Genomic DNA, 13,501 nt, shown 5'->3' on the forward strand with positions numbered 1-13,501 from the left:
CGGCCGGCCGGGTCAGGGCCAATCGCCCCCCGGCCCGGCCCCCCGGCCCGGCCCCCCGGCCCTCACCCCTCCGGCAGCACCAGCCCCAGAGCCCCCTCCCACACCGTCCACGTGCGGCGGCGGACCGGGCCCGCCTCGCCCGCGTCGGCGCGGTAGCGGAAGTCCGGCCCGGAGACCGTGACCCGTCGGCCCCGGGCCAGCAGCGGGGACGCCTCCGCGCCGACCGACAGGGGGCGGACCTCGACGTCGGCGAGTCCGGCGGCGCCCGGGGCCACCGAGACCGCCTCCAGGGGCTGGCCGAGGTCGACCAGGGTCTCGCCGTCGACCTCGATGCGCAGCCGCGGCGGGGCCGGGGCCGGCGCCGGGGCGACCCGCTGGGGGCGGGCCGGGACCAGGGTGCGGACCAGGGACTGGCAGGTGCGCAGCCAGGGCCGGGCCCCGGCGGCTTCACCGGGGCCGCAGGAGGGCGTCAGCGGCACGGACGGTATGCGCAGGGCGCCCAGGACCACCCCGTCGCTGTCGTCGACCAGGACGTCCAGCCGGCGCTCCCTGCCCTCCAGGACCGCCCGGGCCGCCGCGACCGTGCCCGTGGGGACGCCCAGGGAGCGGGCCACGGACAGGTACGGCCCGACCGGGACCACCGACAGGGCGCAGCCCGACAGCTCGCGGCGCCGGTGCAGCAGCGACACCGCGCGCACCAGCGAGCGGTCGTCGCCGATCACCACCGGGCGGCGCGAGCCGCGCCGGGTGAGGGCGCGGGCGAACTCCTCGGCGTCCCCGGGCAGACACACCTTGGTGGCCGCACCCGCGCTGAGCACGTCTTTCGCGATGCGCACGGACTCTCCGTCCGTCCGCCGGGCGACCGGATCGACGACCACCAGCAGCTGTTCGGACATCGCGGAAGTCGCCACCTCGGTCCTGCCTCGCTTCCTCGGGTAGCATCTTTGTGCAAGAGCCCCTTGCGCTATTGCGCCAGGGGCTTCGTCTATTCCGGGGCATCCGGTCCGACGGTTGTGCGGCCAACGACGGTCGCGGTGGCACGCGGCGGTGTACCTTACGCCCACGCCCCTGACCTTGGACATGCCCCGCCCGGAAGGGGTGTACGCGCGTGCCCGCACTTGTGCTGCTCGGTGCTCAGTGGGGTGACGAAGGCAAGGGGAAGGCCACCGACCTGCTCGGTGGCTCGGTGGACTATGTAGTGCGCTACCAGGGCGGCAACAACGCCGGCCACACGGTGGTCGTCGGCGACCAGAAGTACGCACTCCACCTCCTCCCTTCCGGAATCCTCTCGCCCACATGTACGCCGGTCATCGGCAACGGCGTCGTCGTCGACCCGTCGGTCCTGCTCTCCGAGCTGAGCGGTCTGAACGAGCGAGGCGTCGACACGTCCAAGCTCCTGATCAGCGGCAATGCTCACATCATCACGCCGTACAACGTGACGGTGGACAAGGTCACCGAGCGGTTCCTCGGCAAGCGCAAGATCGGCACCACCGGGCGCGGCATCGGCCCGACGTACGCCGACAAGATCAACCGCGTCGGGATCCGCGTGCAGGACCTGTACGACGAGTCGATCCTGACGCAGAAGGTCGAGGCGGCCCTCGACGTCAAGAACCAGATCCTCACCAAGCTCTACAACCGGCGCGCCATCGCCGTCGACCAGGTGGTCGAGGAGCTGGTGGGCTACGCGGAGAAGCTCGCTCCGTACGTCGCCGACACGGTGCTGGTGCTGAACCAGGCGCTGGAGGACGACAAGGTCGTGCTGTTCGAGGGCGGCCAGGGCACGCTCCTGGACATCGACCACGGCACGTACCCCTTCGTGACCTCCAGCAACCCGACCGCGGGCGGCGCCTGCACGGGTGCCGGCGTCGGCCCGACGAAGATCAGCCGGGTCATCGGCATCCTGAAGGCGTACACCACGCGGGTGGGCGCCGGTCCGTTCCCGACGGAGCTGTTCGACGAGGACGGCGACGCGCTGCGCCGCATCGGCGGCGAGCGGGGCGTCACCACGGGCCGCGACCGCCGCTGCGGCTGGTTCGACGCGGTCATCGCCCGCTACGCGACCCGCGTGAACGGCCTGACCGACTTCTTCCTCACCAAGCTGGACGTGCTCACCGGCTGGGAGCAGATCCCGGTCTGCGTCGCGTACGAGATCGACGGCAAGCGCGTCGAGGAACTGCCGTACTCCCAGTCGGACTTCCACCACGCGAAGCCGGTCTACGAGACGCTGCCGGGCTGGTCCGAGGACATCACCAAGGCGAAGTCGTTCTCCGACCTGCCGAAGAACGCCCAGAACTACGTCAAGGCGCTGGAGGAGATGTCCGGCGCCCCGATCTCCGCGATCGGCGTGGGCCCGGGCCGGGACGAGACGATCGAGATCAACTCGTTCCTGTAGCCGCTCCGCGGCACCACCGGTTCGTCCCCCGGGCGGCAGCGCGCCGACCGGGGGACAATCGGTGCATGGGCGTCCACCGGAGCGCGTTGTGCCGGGGACCGTACGGCGGTGACGACGGGACCGACGGCACGGACTGCGCCGACCCGGCCGTCTTCGAGGTCGCCCGCCACGACCGGCCCCCGCTGCGGGTGTGCCCGGTGCACCTCGGCCCCTCGCTGCTGATGGCGAGCGGCGTGCTGTGGCCGCCGGAGATCACTCTGATCGGCCGTCTCTGACCCCTCGCGCGGGGCCCGTTCGCTACCCCCTCACTGGTCGCGCCAAACGCCGCATACCGGCATATTCTGATCCGGTACCCACGTGCGTCGGCCAGAAGAAGGTGATCACGATGCGCGTGCTGATGAAGGCGACCATGGACACGGAGAAGGCCAACGAGGTCATCCGAAGCGGCAAGATGCCCGAGCTGCTGCAGGAGACCCTCGACATGCTGAAGCCGGAGGCGGCCTACTTCGGCGCCATCGGCGGCAGGCGGACGGCCCTGCTCTTCCTCGACATGCAGGACAGCTCCGAGATGCCGCGCAACGGCGAGCCGTTCTTCTCGCAGCTGAACGCCGAGGTCGAGGTGTACCCCATCATGAACCTGGACGACCTGCACCGGGGCCTGTCCCGGCTGCGCTGACCCCGCGCCGGGTCAGCTGAACACGATCATCGACCCCTGCGCCAGCGACCGGGTAGCCGCCGCGTGCAGTCCCAGCCAGACGTGGCGTTCCCGGGCGAAGGGGCTGGGGTCGTACGGCGCCGGTACGGCGGGCTCCTCCAACTCCGTGGGAGCGGTGGGGGCCTGGGGGGCCGCCGGGGGGTTGGCCGGGTCGATGCCGATGGTCGGGGCGACGTGCTCCAGCTCGCGCAGCAGTGCCTGCGAGGAGCCGAGCGGGCCGCCCCCGGCCAGCAGGTCGTCGTTGGACAGCGGGTGGGCGAAGTCCACCGGGACGTAGGCGCCCGCGTGGTCGTAGTGCCACACCAGGTGGGACTGCTGGGCCGTCGTCTCGAACATCTCCAGCAACTGCTCGTAGTCGCCGCCGAGTTCGTCGACCGGCGTCACCGGCAGCCGGCACACCTGGAGCAGGTAGGCGCGGCGCAGGAAGTGCAGTGCGTCGTAGTCGAAGCCGGCCACCGGGGCGACCTCGCCGGACAGGCCCGGCATGTACTGGTACACCGGGACCGGTGGGAGGCCGTTCTCGGCGAGCGCCGTGTTGTACTGCGCGAGTTCCTCGGCGAACGGGTTGTCGGGGGTGTGGCACAACACGTCGACGAGCGGTACCAGCCACAGGTCACAGGCCAACGAGGGCTCCTCATTCGGTGCGTACGGTGCGCAGAACGGTCAGGGAAGCGTAGTCGGGGCGGGCGGCCTCGTGCAGGTCCCCTACCCACACGGGGACGCCCGCACCGGGGATGCCCGCAGCGGAGCCGGCCGCACCGGAGCCGGTTGTCCTGTCCCGCTATCCCGCGGCCAGGCGCTCGACCAGCTCGGCGGAGTGCGCGTGGTACGCGGTGAGGATCGAGCGGGCCGCGGGGATGTCCTTCGCCAGCAGGGCGTCGACCAGTTCGGTGTGCCCGGCCCACAGGTGGCCGCGCAGGTCCGTGAGCCGGCGCAGGTGCTGCACGGTGCACACCCAGGACTGCACGCGCAGCCGGTGCAGGAAGTCGACCAGGTAGGGGTTGCCGAACAGGGCGCTCAACTCGCGCCAGAAGCGCAGATCGTAGCCGATGAGGACGGTGAGGTCACCGGCGGCCGCGGCGCGCTGGGCCTCCTCGCCCCGGCGCCGTACGCCCGCGACGGCGGCCGCGGTGCGCGGGTCGTCGAGGTCATGCAGGCCCGGGTGGCCGTCCTCCAGGGCGAGGAACATGCCGTCGGTGATCAGGCTGCGGGCCTCGACCATGCCCCGGTGGTCGGCGACCGAGTACGCGTGCACCCTAAAGCCCCGGTGCTGGTCGGCCTCCAGCAGGCCCTGCGCGGAGAGGTCCACCAGGGCCTCGCGGACCGGGGTCGCGGAGACGCCGTACTGGTCGGCGATCTCCTTCACGGTGAACGCCTGGCCCGGCTGGAGGCGCCCCGCCAGCACCTCGTCGCGGAGCGCGTCCGCGATCTGCTGCCGCAGGGTGCTGCGCGTCACGGCACCGGTGCCGCTGCTGCCGGGCATGGACGGGACGTCTCCCTCGTGGTCGCACCGCTCGCCCGCGGGGGGCGTGCTCGTCTGTCCTTACGAGCACGCCACCTTACGCGGTCGCATCGGGCGGGGCCCGGCCTGTTCGGGCGGTACCGCTACGGGGTGTACTCGTCGGCCACCGACAGCGCCGCGTCCAGCGCCGCCAGGCCCTCCTTGAGCTCGGCCTCGCTCGCGTTGCAGGGCGGGACCACGTGGGTGCGGTTCATGTTCACGAACGGCCACAGGCCGTGCCCCTTGGCCGCGGCGGCGAAGGCGGCCATCGGCGCGTTGGCCTCGCCGGTCGCGTTGTACGGCACGAGCGGCTCGCGGGTCTCGCGGTCGCGGACCAGTTCCAGGGCCCAGAACATGCCGACGCCGCGCACCTCGCCGACGCTCGGGTGCCGCTCGGCCAGCGCGGCGAGGCCCGGCGCCACGACCGACGCGCCGAGCCGGGCGGCGTTCTCGACGACGCCCTCCTCGGCCATGGCGTTGATCGTCGCGACGGCGGCCGCGCAGGCCAGCGGGTGTCCGGAGTACGTCAGGCCGCCGGGGTAGGGCCGCTTGCCGAAGGTCTCCGCGACCTTCCCGGAGATCGCCACGCCGCCGAGCGGGACGTAGCCGGAGTTGACGCCCTTGGCGAAGGTCATCAGGTCGGGCACGACGTCGAACAGGTCGGCCGCGAACCAGGTGCCGGTCCGGCCGAAGCCCGCCATGACCTCGTCCAGCACGAGGAGGATGCCGTACTGGTCGCACAGCGCGCGCACCCCGGCCAGGTAGCCGGCCGGCGGGACCATGATGCCCGCCGTGCCCGGGACGGTCTCCAGCAGGATCGCGGCGATGGTGCCGGGCCCCTCGAAGGCGATCGTGGTCTCCAGGTGCTCCAGCGCCCGGGCGCACTCCTGCTCCTCGGTCTCGGCGTAGAAGCGGGAGCGGTACAGGAAGGGCGCCCAGAAGTGCACCACGCCGTGGGTGCCGCTGTCGTTGGCCCAGCGGCGCGGGTCGCCGGTGAGGTTCACGGCCTGCTGGGTGCCGCCGTGGTACGAGCGGTAGGCCGACAGGACCTTGGGGCGGCCGGTGTGCAGCCGGGCCATGCGCACCGCGTGCTCGACGGCGTCGGCGCCGCCGTTGGTGAAGAAGATCTTGTCGAGGTCGCCGGGGGTGCGCTCGGCGATCAGCCGGGCGGCCTCGGAGCGGGCCTCGACGGCGAAGGCGGGCGCGAAGGTGGTCAGGCGGGCGGCCTGCTCCTGGATCGCGGCGACGACCTTGGGGTGCTGGTAGCCGACGTTCGTGTAGACGAGCCCGCTGGTGAAGTCGAGGTAGCGGTTGCCGTCGTAGTCCCAGAAGTACGACCCCTCGGCGCCGGCCACGGCGAGCGGGTCGATGAGTTCCTGTGCGGACCAGGAGTGGAAGACGTGCGCGCGGTCGGCGGCCTTCACGGCGGCGCCGGCCCGGGGGTCGGTCTGAGGGGTCATGCCCGCGAGCGTAGGTGTCCGCGATGCGGAAGCGGTATCGGCGTCCTGTCTGCGGACCCGGGCTTTCCGCGACAGGTTGTCGGGCGTGAGGGGCGTACGGGAGTGGCCGGAGCCCCCTGAAGGTGCTTTGACAGCAGGCTGTCCAAGTGACAGCATTCTGTCATGCAGGTTCGTCGCGAGGCCCGAGGAGGACTCATGAACCGCAAGCCCGTGCACCTCGCCGTGTACGACACCTTCGCCGACTGGGAGACCGGGCACGCGACCGCCCACCTGGCCCGGGCCGGCTTCCCGGTCTGCACCGTCGGCCCCACCACCGACGAGGTCCGCTCCCTGGGCGGGCTGCGCGTGCGGCCCGACCTGGCGCTGGCCGAGCTGCGCCCCGAGGACGCGGCGCTGCTCGTCCTGCCCGGCGCCGACCTGTGGGACGCGGGCGACGACCTCGCCCCCTTCGCCCGCGCGGCCCGCGCCTTCCTGGACGCCGGCGTCCCCGTCGCCGCGATCTGCGGCGCCACCCTCGGCCTCGCCCGCGAGGGCCTGCTCGACGACCGCGACCACACCAGCGCGGTCTCGTTCTACCTGGCCGCCTCCGGCTACGCGGGCGGCGAGCGGTACGTGGAGGCCGACGCCGTCACCGACCGCGGCCTGGTCACGGCGGGGCCGACCGAGCCCGTCGCCTTCGCCCGCGAGGTGCTGGCGCTGCTCGGTGTGTACGAGGGCGAGGTGCTCGACGCCTGGTACCGGCTGTTCCACGACTCCGACGCGGGCGCCTACGCGGTGCTCCAGCAGGCGGCCGCCCGGTGAGCCGGGAGCGCCAGGAGCTGCTCAGCCGCGGTGCGCTCGGGGTGTTCCGGCTCAACGGCCAGTTCCTCGCGGTCGCCGAGGAGCTGGCCCGGCCCGCGGGGCTGACCGCCGCCTGGTGGCAGGTGCTCGGCGCGGTGCTGTCCGAGCCGCTGCCGGTCGCCGGGATCGCCCGGGCCATGGGCATCACCCGGCAGAGCGTGCAGCGCATCGCCGACCTGCTCGTGGAGCGCGGCCTCGCCGACTACCGGCCCAACCCGGCGCACCGCCGCGCCAAGCTCCTCGCGCCCACCGCGGCCGGGCGGGAGGCGGTCGCCCGCATCGGCCCGGGGCACGCGGCCTTCGCCGACCGGCTGGCCGAGGCGTACGGGGAGGCGGAGCTGGCCGCGGCCGTCGCCGCGCTGGAACGGCTGGCGGCGGTCCTGGACACGCTGGGGCCACCCGTTACGGAACCGTAGACACCGTGCCGCACGACTCCCCGGGCTGCGGGATTATCCTCGCCCCGATCACACGTGTGGGGGGAAGGTGGGGCGGCCATGGAGAAGCTGGGACCGGGGGATCCGCAGCGCATCGGTGGCTACCGGCTGCTCGGGCGGCTGGGGGCCGGTGGCATGGGCCAGGTCTACCTCGCCCGCTCGGACCGCGGGCGGACGGTCGCGGTGAAGCTGGTGCGGGCCGATCTGGCGGCCCGCGAGGAGTTCCGGGCGCGCTTCCGGCAGGAGGTGCGCAACGCCCAGCGGGTCGGGGGCTACTGGACCGCGCCCGTGCTCGACGCCGACACCGAGGCGCCCGTGCCCTGGGTCGCCACCGGCTACGTCGCCGGGCCCAGCCTGGAACAGGTCGTGGGCCGCGACCACGGGCCGCTGCCGGAGCGGTCGGTGCGCATCCTCGCCGCCGGCCTCGCCCACGCGCTCACCAACATCCACGCGGCCGGGATCGTCCACCGCGACCTCAAGCCGTCCAACGTGATGGTCACCATCGAGGGGCCCCGGGTCATCGACTTCGGTGTGGCCCGGGCGCTGGAGACGTCCGGCGCGCCCGGCACGGACGGCCTCACCCGGACCGGCGCGGTGATCGGCTCGCCCGGCTTCATGGCGCCCGAGCAGGTGCGCGGCGAGCGGATCACGCCCGCGTCGGACGTCTTCTGCCTCGGCTCGGTGCTCGTGTACGCGGCCACCGGCACGCTGCCCTTCGGCTCCGCCGACAGCGGGGCGCACGCCCTGATGTACCGGATCGCCGAGGGCGAACCCGACCTGGCGGGCCTGCCCGAGGGCCTCGCCGACCTGGTCGGGGCCTGCCTGCGCAAGGACCCGGCCGCCCGCCCGACGCTGGAGTGGATCCTGGAGCGCACCGGCGCCGAGGACACCGTCTTCGAGGGCCGCTCCCGCGACCCCTGGCTGCCGGGCGCGCTGGTGGCGCAGCTCGGGCGGCACGCCGTACGGCTGCTCGACACGGAGGACCCGGAGGGGGCGGTGCCCGAGCACGGCTCGCCCGGCCGGCCCGCCCTGGCGCCGGGCCCCGTCGGGGTACCGTCGCAGCCGGCGGCGCCGGTCCCGCCGCCCGCGGCGCCCGCGTACGGGCACGCCCAGCCGCATCCGCAGGCCGCCTACGGCTACCCGCAACAGGCCGGCTGGGCGGGGCAGCCGGTGCCGGACAATCCGTACGCCGGCGGGACCGCGCCGCAGCCGCCGTACACCGGCCACGGCGGCCCGCCGCTCACGCAGCCGTACGGGTCGTACGACCCGGCCGGACCCGTCGGCCCGGACGGCCCCTACGGCCCGTACGGTCCCGGCGACGACGAGCCAGAGGAGTCGCGGCGCGGGGGGCGGACCGTGCTGCTCGTCGTGATCGCGCTGGTGGTGGCGCTGGCCGCCGGAGGGTCGGTGTACGCGTTCCTCGGGGGCGGGCACGACGACGGGGGCGGGCAGGCGCACGGCACGTCACCCGGTCCGACGCCCACCACGTCCTCGGACGGTCCGACGCCCTCGGAGTCGGCGTCCGGGTCGCCGTCGCCCTCCGCGAGCACGGACGGGGCGGTCCCGGACGGTTACCTCGGCACGTGGACCACGACGATCGACAACGCGGGCGGGACCAACACGCGGCGGCTCACCCTGGTCCAGGGGGAGGTGGGCGACGCCGTGCTCACGCTGGTCGCGGAGGGGGCGGAGTACCACTGCGAGTTCACCGCGACCCTGGCGGCCCGGCCCTCCGGGAACGGCCCGCTGAAGATCGGACCCTCGAAGGTCACCACGGGTGAGCCGCGCACGTCGTGCACCCCGGGGGCGCCGACGGAGGTCACGCTGCTCTCCGACGGGCGGTTGCAGCGGGTGAACACGAGCACGGGGGAGAAGCTGACGTACGCGAAGGGTCAGGGCTGAGGGGGACGCCCCCGGCTCACCTCGGTTCCGGCGGGCGCTGCCTCGGCATGTTGGGGCGGCCGCCGTTCGGGTGGGCGGAGAAGCGGGCCCGGTCGGGGAGGTCGGCACCCCGGCCGCCCGCGGTCAGGGCCGACTGGATGCCGAGCGGGGCCGGGCCCGTGCGGAACTCGACCATCCAGTCCGCGGTCTCGGTGCGGACCAGCTCGGTGACGTCCTCCGAGAAGCGCCGCAGCACCGCCAGGCACCGTTCCGCCGCCTCCGCCGCCGTGCCCTCGGCCGGCCCCAGGACCTCGCGCACGCTCTCCGCCGCCCAGTCGAACTGGAGCACCTGGAGCCGCCGCTGCACGGCCTGCGCCGTCGCCACGTCCCGCATCCAGCCGGACGTCACCCCGAAGAACCGGTCCACGCCCGCGCACGACACCGCCACGAGCACGGCGAGGTACGCCCACCGCGCCGCCCCGTCCAGCACCCCCGTCAGGTCCAGTAACGGCAGCGCCGCCCCGGCCACGGCCCCCGCCGCCGTCCCGGCGCGCAGCGCCCGCGCCCCGCGCCGCTTGCCGGTCCGGTCCGCGAGGTACCAGGCCGCCGTCTCCAGCGCGCCGCGCTCCGCCCACCGGTACAGCTCGTCGAGGCGGGCGGCCGGCTCGCCCCAGTCGCCGAGCGGGAACGCCCGCCCGGACAGGTCGCCCGGCCGCAGCCCGGCCGCGCCCCCGCCCCGCTCCTCCTGAGGGGGACCCTCGGGCTGCATCTCCGGCTGACCCACCCGGCACTCCCTCACGACTCTGCCCTGACCCTGCGCCGGACCCTTCCTACCGCCCCCCGGGCGGCCGGGGGATCGCTTCGGTGCGTTTTCCGCCCGGAAGAGGCCCTTGATCAGGTGGAGACCCGCCGATCGGCTCACTCGAAAGAGTGGCGGGGCGAGCGTCACCCGGACCACGTAGGCTCGTGCCGAGCGGGAAACAACCCGTACGGACGCTAGGAGTGATCGTGATTCCCGGTGGTGGCCAGCCCAACATGCAGCAGCTGCTCCAGCAGGCCCAGAAGATGCAGCAGGACCTCCAGCAGGCCCAGGAGGAGCTGGCGCGCACGGAGGTCGACGGACAGGCGGGCGGCGGCCTGGTGCAGGCCACCGTGACCGGCGCGGGCGAGCTGCGGGCCCTGAAGATCGACCCCAAGGCGGTGGACCCGGAGGACACCGAGACCCTCGCCGACCTGGTCGTCGCGGCCGTCCAGGCGGCCAACGAGAACGCGCAGGCCCTCCAGCAGCAGAAGCTCGGCCCGCTGGCCCAGGGCCTCGGCGGCGGCAGCGGCATCCCGGGCCTGCCCTTCTGACCCGGGTCGTTCCCCTGTTCGCCCCCCACGTGACACTCCCGCCGCCTTCCTAGGAGGGGCGGCGGGCAACTACCGTACGTACTGAAGGAACCCGAGGAAGAAGGCAGTCCGTTGTACGAAGGCGTGGTCCAGGACCTCATCGACGAACTGGGGCGGCTGCCCGGCGTCGGTCCCAAGAGCGCGCAGCGGATCGCCTTCCACATCCTCCAGGCCGAGCCGACCGACGTGCGGCGGCTCGCGCAGGCCCTGATGGAGGTCAAGGCGAAGGTCCGCTTCTGTGCGACCTGCGGCAACGTCGCACAGGAGGAGCTGTGCGGCATCTGCCGCGACCCCCGCCGCGACGCGTCGGTGATCTGCGTGGTCGAGGAGCCGAAGGACGTCGTCGCGATCGAGCGCACGCGCGAGTTCCGCGGCCGGTACCACGTCCTCGGCGGCGCGATCAGCCCCATCGAGGGCGTCGGCCCGGACGACCTGCGCATCAGGGAACTCCTCGCCCGGCTGGCCGACGGCACGGTCACCGAGCTGATCCTCGCCACGGACCCCAACCTCGAGGGCGAGGCGACGGCCACGTACCTCGCCCGGATGATCAAGCCCATGGGCCTGAAGGTCACCCGCCTGGCCAGCGGCCTCCCGGTGGGTGGCGACCTGGAATACGCGGACGAGGTGACCCTCGGCCGCGCCTTCGAGGGGAGACGACTCCTAGATGTCTGACGCCACGCTGCACGCGACCGAGCACAACCCGGACGACTTCGCGGTCCAGATCGCGGACCAGGTGGAGAGCTTCCTGGTGGCCGTCACGGAGGTGGCCCGGGGTGACGAGCCCGGCTCCGCCGTCCCGTTCCTCCTGCTGGAGGTCTCCCAGCTGCTCCTGGCCGGCGGCCGGCTCGGCGCGCACGAGGACTTCGTCCCCGACGAGCGCTACGAGCCCGACGCCGGTCCGGACACCGACATGGACGAGCTGCGCGAGAACCTCGTCCGGCTGCTGGAGCCGGTCGACGTCTACTCGGAGGTCTTCGACCCGTACGAGCCCCGCACGGCGCCCGTGCCGGCCCGGATCTCCGACGACCTCGCCGACGTCATCAGCGACCTGCGCCACGGCATGGCCCACTACCGGTCCGGCCGCACCACGGAGGCCCTGTGGTGGTGGCAGTTCTCCTACTTCTCCAACTGGGGCCCCACGGCTTCCGCCGTGCTGCGCGCCCTGCAGTCGGTCCTCATCCACGTCCGCCTCAACCAGCCCCTGGAGGAGCTGGACGGCCTCGACACCGACCAGTCCGACCTCGGTGACGACACCCTGGAGTTCGAGGCGGGCCGGGTCATGGTGCAGGAGATCGCGGGGCCGCTGGGCCTGCGCCCGGCGAGGAAGTGACCGCCAGCAGCGTCCCGGCCGCGACGAACGGCGCCGTGCGCGTGGGCTCGCTGTACCAGCGCAGCGGCCAGGTGTTGCCCTCCAGGGCCGGTACGCCGACGTAGGTGACGCTCCGGTGCGCGCACCAGCCGTACCACTGGACGCCCAGCGGCCAGTCGTGCCGGTGCACGGTGCCGGGCGGCAGCAGGAAGTACACCCACCGGGTGCCCGCGCCGCCCGCGCACACGATCGGTCCCGCGTCGTCGTCGGTCCGCTCGATCAGCTCGTCCGCGACGGCCTCGCCCCGCCGGCCCGCGATCCGCACGGCGTCGAAGTGCACGCCGGCGAGCCGGAGCCGGTGTCCCCGGACCGGCACCCAGGAGGGCCGGTGCCGGTGCTGCATTGCGTTCATCATGGTCACACACTGGCGTCCACATGGCTACGCTCGGTAGTGACCCCCGTGTGACACAGCGCGGTGTACCGGCCGGAGGTGCGTGCAGTGACCCAGTCGCCCCCCATGTGGCGCTTCAGCGGCAACCAGTTGAAGCGCTGGCGCACGAAGGCGAACGTCTCCCGCGAGGAGTTGGCGGCCGCGTCGAACTACTCCCCGGACACGATCAAGGCCATGGAACAGGGGGTCCGCATGCCGACCCCCCGAGTCCTGGACGTGGCCGATGAGTTGTGCGGCGCGGAGGGAATCCTGAGCGCGGCGAAGGACTACTTGAGCAGGGAGAAGTTCCCGCCGCGGGCGCAGGAGTTCATGGAGCGGGAGAGGGAGGCGGTGAGTCACTGGTCGTACGAACCGACGTACATTCCGGGGTTGTTGCAGACCGAGGCTTACGCGCGCCTGCTCATCGACAACCACGTTCCCACCCTCGACGAGGGGACGGTGGAACAGCGAATCGCCGCCCGAATGGACCGGCAAGCGCTTCTCACCGAGCGGAAGCCCCCGGTGGCCCTGAGCTTCGTGGTCTACGAGGCAGCTCTGCGGGCCCCCCAGGTGGACGCCGAGCAGTTACGTCAATTGCTGAAGGCGTCCGCCTTGCGCAACGTCGTGCTCCAGGTGCTCCCCTTCGAACGGGCCATCCCGGCCGCGTTCATGGGGCCGATGGTGCTGCTGGAGACCGGCGACCATGAGCGTTTCGCCTTCACCGAGGGGCCGTTGGCCAGCGAACTGTCGGCCGACCCGGAGGTTGTCAGGCGTACCACCGAGCGACTTAGCATGATCCGCACGCAGGCTCTCAGGCCCGACGAGTCGGCCCATTTCCTAGAGCGGATGGTGGATCGCCATGACTGACCAGCTCACGTGGTGCAAGTCGACCTACAGCGACTCCGAAGGCGGCAACTGCGTAGAAGTCGCCGCCACCCCCGCCACCGTCCACGTCCGCGACTCCAAGACCCCCCGCGCCCCCCACCTCACCCTCCCCGCCCCCGCCTGGTCCGCCTTCGTCGGGGCCCTGCGGACCCGGGAGTCGTGACCCGGCACACATCCCGCTTGGCCTCCGGACGGCCTGGGAAGGAGCCCTCGCGGCGGGTGTCCGGGGCATCTCACGATGCGATACCCCAGGGGCGGGATT

The 13,501-nt window shown here is 73.1% G+C and carries 17 protein-coding genes; 11 read left to right on the forward strand and 6 right to left on the reverse strand.

Annotated elements, in window-relative coordinates; all coding sequences use genetic code 11:
• Positions 1-62: 62 nt before the first annotated feature.
• Positions 63-896 carry a diacylglycerol kinase family protein gene (locus E4U91_RS18800; protein WP_137307938.1) on the reverse strand — a complete coding sequence of 278 codons (834 nt, stop codon included), beginning with the start codon at positions 894-896 and terminating at the stop codon, positions 63-65.
• A 212-nt stretch (positions 897-1,108) separates the two neighbouring features.
• Here E4U91_RS18800 and E4U91_RS18805 point away from each other — a divergent pair, with 212 nt between their 5' ends.
• The 3 genes from E4U91_RS18805 (at position 1,109) to E4U91_RS18815 (ending at position 3,068) form a co-directional block, all read left to right on the forward strand.
• Positions 1,109-2,392 carry an adenylosuccinate synthase gene (locus tag E4U91_RS18805; RefSeq protein WP_137307939.1) on the forward strand — a complete coding sequence of 428 codons (1,284 nt, stop codon included), beginning with the start codon at positions 1,109-1,111 and terminating at the stop codon, positions 2,390-2,392.
• A gap of 65 nt (positions 2,393-2,457) precedes the next feature.
• Entirely contained in the window at positions 2,458-2,667 is a 210-nt protein-coding gene (locus E4U91_RS18810) for a hypothetical protein (RefSeq protein ID WP_137307940.1), read from the forward strand.
• 110 nt (positions 2,668-2,777) lie between these two features.
• Positions 2,778-3,068: a hypothetical protein gene (locus E4U91_RS18815; RefSeq protein WP_137307941.1), complete on the forward strand. Its 291-nt coding sequence runs from the start codon at positions 2,778-2,780 to the stop codon at positions 3,066-3,068.
• Between the two features lie 12 nt (positions 3,069-3,080).
• On the opposite strand, the gene E4U91_RS18820 is transcribed toward E4U91_RS18815, so the two are convergent.
• From E4U91_RS18820 to E4U91_RS18830, 3 genes are all read right to left on the reverse strand, one after another.
• On the reverse strand, positions 3,081-3,731 hold the full coding sequence (locus E4U91_RS18820; protein ID WP_137307942.1) for a hypothetical protein: 651 nt from the start codon (positions 3,729-3,731) through the stop codon (positions 3,081-3,083).
• A gap of 157 nt (positions 3,732-3,888) precedes the next feature.
• The gene (locus E4U91_RS18825) at positions 3,889-4,590 is read right to left on the reverse strand and encodes a GntR family transcriptional regulator (protein WP_137307943.1); all 702 of its coding nucleotides are present in this window, start codon (positions 4,588-4,590) and stop codon (positions 3,889-3,891) included.
• 122 nt (positions 4,591-4,712) lie between these two features.
• Entirely contained in the window at positions 4,713-6,068 is a 1,356-nt protein-coding gene (locus E4U91_RS18830; RefSeq protein WP_137307944.1) for an aspartate aminotransferase family protein, read from the reverse strand.
• Between the two features lie 195 nt (positions 6,069-6,263).
• Here E4U91_RS18830 and E4U91_RS18835 point away from each other — a divergent pair, with 195 nt between their 5' ends.
• The 3 genes from E4U91_RS18835 (at position 6,264) to E4U91_RS18845 (ending at position 9,244) form a co-directional block, all read left to right on the forward strand.
• Positions 6,264-6,869 carry a DJ-1/PfpI family protein gene (locus E4U91_RS18835; RefSeq protein ID WP_137307945.1) on the forward strand — a complete coding sequence of 202 codons (606 nt, stop codon included), beginning with the start codon at positions 6,264-6,266 and terminating at the stop codon, positions 6,867-6,869.
• Entirely contained in the window at positions 6,866-7,324 is a 459-nt protein-coding gene (locus E4U91_RS18840) for a MarR family winged helix-turn-helix transcriptional regulator (RefSeq protein ID WP_137307946.1), read from the forward strand. Before E4U91_RS18835 ends, E4U91_RS18840 begins: the two co-directional genes overlap by 4 nt.
• A 78-nt stretch (positions 7,325-7,402) precedes the next feature.
• Complete coding sequence (locus tag E4U91_RS18845; RefSeq protein WP_137307947.1) at positions 7,403-9,244, forward strand: serine/threonine-protein kinase; 1,842 nt, start codon at positions 7,403-7,405, stop codon at positions 9,242-9,244.
• Positions 9,245-9,260: 16 nt separating this feature from the next.
• On the opposite strand, the gene E4U91_RS18850 is transcribed toward E4U91_RS18845, so the two are convergent.
• Positions 9,261-10,007, reverse strand: a complete 747-nt coding sequence (locus tag E4U91_RS18850) for an SLATT domain-containing protein (RefSeq protein WP_137307948.1) — start codon at positions 10,005-10,007, stop codon at positions 9,261-9,263.
• 224 nt (positions 10,008-10,231) lie between these two features.
• Between E4U91_RS18850 and E4U91_RS18855 the strand changes: the two genes are divergently transcribed.
• The 3 genes from E4U91_RS18855 to E4U91_RS18865 all read left to right on the forward strand — a co-directional run bounded on the left by E4U91_RS18855 (position 10,232) and on the right by E4U91_RS18865 (position 11,945).
• Entirely contained in the window at positions 10,232-10,576 is a 345-nt protein-coding gene (locus E4U91_RS18855; RefSeq protein WP_137307949.1) for a YbaB/EbfC family nucleoid-associated protein, read from the forward strand.
• A 111-nt stretch (positions 10,577-10,687) separates the two neighbouring features.
• Entirely contained in the window at positions 10,688-11,287 is a 600-nt protein-coding gene (recR, locus tag E4U91_RS18860) for a recombination mediator RecR (protein WP_067240942.1), read from the forward strand.
• Complete coding sequence (locus E4U91_RS18865) at positions 11,280-11,945, forward strand: DUF5063 domain-containing protein (RefSeq protein WP_137307950.1); 666 nt, start codon at positions 11,280-11,282, stop codon at positions 11,943-11,945. Before recR ends, E4U91_RS18865 begins: the two co-directional genes overlap by 8 nt.
• Here the strand turns inward: E4U91_RS18865 and E4U91_RS18870 are convergent.
• The gene (locus E4U91_RS18870; RefSeq protein ID WP_338326672.1) at positions 11,893-12,339 is read right to left on the reverse strand and encodes a hypothetical protein; all 447 of its coding nucleotides are present in this window, start codon (positions 12,337-12,339) and stop codon (positions 11,893-11,895) included. The genes E4U91_RS18865 and E4U91_RS18870 overlap by 53 nt on opposite strands.
• Before the next feature lie 102 nt (positions 12,340-12,441).
• Between E4U91_RS18870 and E4U91_RS18875 the strand changes: the two genes are divergently transcribed.
• Positions 12,442-13,221: a helix-turn-helix domain-containing protein gene (locus tag E4U91_RS18875; protein WP_137310893.1), complete on the forward strand. Its 780-nt coding sequence runs from the start codon at positions 12,442-12,444 to the stop codon at positions 13,219-13,221.
• Positions 13,214-13,402 carry a DUF397 domain-containing protein gene (locus E4U91_RS18880; protein ID WP_137307952.1) on the forward strand — a complete coding sequence of 63 codons (189 nt, stop codon included), beginning with the start codon at positions 13,214-13,216 and terminating at the stop codon, positions 13,400-13,402. The genes E4U91_RS18875 and E4U91_RS18880 overlap by 8 nt, the downstream gene beginning before the upstream one ends.
• Positions 13,403-13,501 lie beyond the last annotated feature (99 nt).

It is taken from the genome of Streptomyces lasalocidi (genome assembly GCF_005280215.1).
GTDB classification, from domain to species: domain Bacteria; phylum Actinomycetota; class Actinomycetes; order Streptomycetales; family Streptomycetaceae; genus Streptomyces; species Streptomyces longwoodensis.

Excerpts from the sequence above, each read along its gene's own strand:
- E4U91_RS18830 (WP_137307944.1), bottom strand. The coding sequence starts at position 6,068 with ATGACCCCTCAGACCGACCCCCGGGCCGGCGCCGCCGTGAAGGCCGCC.
- E4U91_RS18865 (WP_137307950.1), top strand. The coding sequence starts at position 11,280 with ATGTCTGACGCCACGCTGCACGCGACCGAGCACAACCCGGACGACTTC.
- E4U91_RS18835 (WP_137307945.1), top strand. The coding sequence starts at position 6,264 with ATGAACCGCAAGCCCGTGCACCTCGCCGTGTACGACACCTTCGCCGAC.
- E4U91_RS18870 (WP_338326672.1), bottom strand. The coding sequence starts at position 12,339 with ATGATGAACGCAATGCAGCACCGGCACCGGCCCTCCTGGGTGCCGGTC.
- E4U91_RS18825 (WP_137307943.1), bottom strand. The coding sequence starts at position 4,590 with ATGCCCGGCAGCAGCGGCACCGGTGCCGTGACGCGCAGCACCCTGCGG.
- E4U91_RS18810 (WP_137307940.1), top strand. The coding sequence starts at position 2,458 with ATGGGCGTCCACCGGAGCGCGTTGTGCCGGGGACCGTACGGCGGTGAC.
- E4U91_RS18880 (WP_137307952.1), top strand. The coding sequence starts at position 13,214 with ATGACTGACCAGCTCACGTGGTGCAAGTCGACCTACAGCGACTCCGAA.
- E4U91_RS18815 (WP_137307941.1), top strand. The coding sequence starts at position 2,778 with ATGCGCGTGCTGATGAAGGCGACCATGGACACGGAGAAGGCCAACGAG.
- E4U91_RS18800 (WP_137307938.1), bottom strand. The coding sequence starts at position 896 with ATGTCCGAACAGCTGCTGGTGGTCGTCGATCCGGTCGCCCGGCGGACG.
- E4U91_RS18875 (WP_137310893.1), top strand. The coding sequence starts at position 12,442 with ATGTGGCGCTTCAGCGGCAACCAGTTGAAGCGCTGGCGCACGAAGGCG.
- E4U91_RS18845 (WP_137307947.1), top strand. The coding sequence starts at position 7,403 with ATGGAGAAGCTGGGACCGGGGGATCCGCAGCGCATCGGTGGCTACCGG.